General features: G+C 57.5%; 2 protein-coding genes and 1 pseudogene. 1 reads left to right on the top strand and 2 read right to left on the bottom strand.

Annotation, left to right across the window (positions count from 1 at the left end):
* Positions 1 to 54: 54 nt before the first annotated feature.
* On the bottom strand, positions 55 to 264 hold the full coding sequence (locus IE243_RS22430) for a P-loop NTPase family protein (RefSeq protein WP_191321507.1): 210 nt from the start codon (positions 262 to 264) through the stop codon (positions 55 to 57).
* A gap of 110 nt (positions 265 to 374) precedes the next feature.
* Positions 375 to 1,235: an ATP-binding protein gene (locus tag IE243_RS22425; protein ID WP_191321506.1), complete on the bottom strand. Its 861-nt coding sequence runs from the start codon at positions 1,233 to 1,235 to the stop codon at positions 375 to 377.
* A gap of 1,102 nt (positions 1,236 to 2,337) precedes the next feature.
* Here IE243_RS22425 and IE243_RS23320 point away from each other — a divergent pair.
* A pseudogene (locus IE243_RS23320) lies at positions 2,338 to 2,749 on the top strand (hypothetical protein); the annotation flags it as partial.

Below are 2,749 nucleotides of genomic sequence, written 5' to 3'. Positions count from 1 at the left end.
ATCGACAGCCTCCTGCCGTGGAGCCATCAACGCAAGGTGTGAGCGGCACAGCGCTTACGTTGATGTCTCGGTTGCGGTGAAAATCCACGAAATTTGCGACATGTCGACGGGGCGCCCGAGGTAGTCGTCAACGAGAGTCCGGGAGGAATGATTTTCGACAAGAGTGGAGAGGGCGCTGTAGGGGTCGCCATTGACCCTCGAATCCCCGAACTTGTCGAGGTCATCGACAATGATAATGGGGTTGACGCAGCGGAATGAGACCATGGCCCGAATTCCGAGTGAAGGGGCAGAACGCTGGAGGAGTGGAGAGCTTGCGGCAAGTTCAAGGGCGCCAGAGCGCCCGCCGGCCGAGGTGTACCAGAACGGGAGGCCGGTTACCTGCGCGATCGCCCGGCAAGGGTGGTTTTGCCACTTCCTGTTGGTCCGGCAAGCAGCATTGGCGGGAATTGCGGGTGAACTGGCCCGGCAAGGGCGCGGAGCCGTTGCGATCGGAAGATCGCCTCAATTTGGTCGCCGAGCCAGGGGTGACGTGATGTCAGGGTTTTTTCGATCGCCGTTATTGCCGTAGGGCTGCAGGCAGTTCCCGCCGCCGTGTCCGGGAGGGGATATTCATCGCAAGTCCGGGTGGATTGCGGGGAGGTCATTGGTTCGAGGGCTGCAGTGACATCAATCGGCTCGGCGCTGCTGTGGGAAAGGAACGGGTCGAAAATTTCGACAAGAGGGGTTGGCTCGGATAGGTGCTCGGCATTGGAGCAGTCATTATCTTCTTGGGCATCGTTCACGAGCGCCGCGACGACGCGGACAGCTGCCTCGCATGCCAGGGCGCGGCTTTCTCTTTCGGTACCCTCGGACAGCGCTGTAGCGGAGACAATGCTTTTGCAGAGGTGGACTGCCGATACGTCGCATCGCTCAATGGCGGCGAGCCAAAGGAGCCAAAGGAGCCAAAGGAGCGAAAGGCGGATATGCTCTGAAGCGTGGTCTTGGTAGGGTTCGTCGACAAAAATATGAAATTGGTCCCGGATGTCGCCACCCGTTTCCAGAAGCTCCGCTAGGGCGGGGATGTCTGTGTCGTACAGGTCATCGCGAATTAGGTCCAATTCCTGGCCAACATGTTGCTTGATGGCCGCGATTTGAGCGGCATCGTCGTGGCGGGTGCCCATCCATGCCATCGAAAGGTTAAGATCGGCGTAGTTTCCAGCGCTGCGAGCGCGCTGGCTGGGCGTTATCAGGCTCATCTATTGGACCCCGGATGGCGTGGGAGATGTCGGTGCCACCTGAACGGAATTGATCGGATAGCCCCAATTGCGTGGTCGTTGCTGGTGGCGCGACCATGTTGCTATTAAATTAGTCGGGTGCGCAGCGGAAGTGTGCACTTGTGACTAGTTTTAGGGTCGCGAGTTCGGTCCTGTCCATCTGAGACAGGGGTTTTATCGCATTCCGATGTTTTTGCAGATAACTTGATACCGGTCCTTTTGTGGTGCGGCAGGTTGGATCTGCGTGTGGGTGCTAGCCAGCTATGGCACGAGATGCCAGCAGGGTGTGACGGTGGGGCGCTTGCGACCGGGGAGATGCGCGAAAACGATCGGTATGTGGGTGCTCAAGATTTCCCTTAAAATGACCAGCGCCGAATTTAAGAACCGTTGGTGGAATGTCGCACGAAATGCACGCCTCTTTAGGGGGGTGTGCGCGCAGAAAAACGCGCGTTCATCTGTGCGTTTGATGCTCAGGGTGGCGCGCTTCGGAGAGCCGAGCGTCAAAAAAGATAAACAAATACAGTCGCAACTCACCATTCGGACGTTTGTTATTAAGGCCCGGACCGCGCCCCGTCGTGTGTCGCGCACAGGTTGCTGGGGGGTAGATGGTTAGCCTGGCATAGAGTGGTGAGAGGACGTTTGTGCAAGGATTGAGGCCATATTTTTTGCTCAAAGTTGTGTGAACAGGCTTCGGTTTGGGTTAATGTGCAAAGCGAAGGCGACTCCACGCCTTGGCCTCATTTGGTTCGGGAACATTTGGTTCGGAAAACTGCAGCGTGCTCACGTTTGTGACTTTCGTTTTTTTGAACATCGCTTGGTTCATAGTGGCCGCAATCCGTGAACGAGCGGGTGGAAAGGGAATTTTCGAGGAACAACGTGTGTGGTTGTGAGTTTGGTTCAGGAAAATGACGCAGGGTGGGGGTGAGGCGCCCGATGAGCACCTGAATGGGGCCGGCGGGTAAATGGCGGGCGGCATTTTCCAAAGTGAGAGGTATGTCGCGAGGTGTGACGCCACTGGGGAAGGGTGGTGTTGTTCGATTTTTCCGCGCGTTGGCAGTCCGGTCGCGCGATTGGGCGAGAGAGAATGACGATCCGCATCGGCATTGAAAATCAAGGATCAGGGTCCAGCCGATTGGTGCACCGTTTTGAACCGTTGCACCCGCGGGTCGCGCGTGCGGGCGGTGTCGCGACGAAAGCCCGTTATCACATTGTTTGCTCAAGGTGCTCCCGGGCAACGGGTTGTGAAGCGGACGGCGTGGCCTTTGAAGCGGATGAGCAAGGGACAGCCGCAAGAGCTGCCCAGGTCTTCCGTGATCGCGGATGGGTTCTTGGCAAGGAACGCGCCCATGACGTTTGTCCCGACTGCGTGTGCAGGGTCGGGGGCACCACGGGAACCCATAGGACAATGAGAAAAGCGGGGGCGATTGATTTGTCGACCGCCGAACATTTGGAGCAAAATTTCATGTCGAACAAAAAGGGTGTTCGGCCGGGGCCCA

This window comes from Camelimonas fluminis (assembly GCF_014656355.1).
GTDB lineage: Bacteria > Pseudomonadota > Alphaproteobacteria > Rhizobiales > Beijerinckiaceae > Camelimonas > Camelimonas fluminis.
This window is presented reverse-complemented; position numbering and strand designations above follow the sequence as displayed.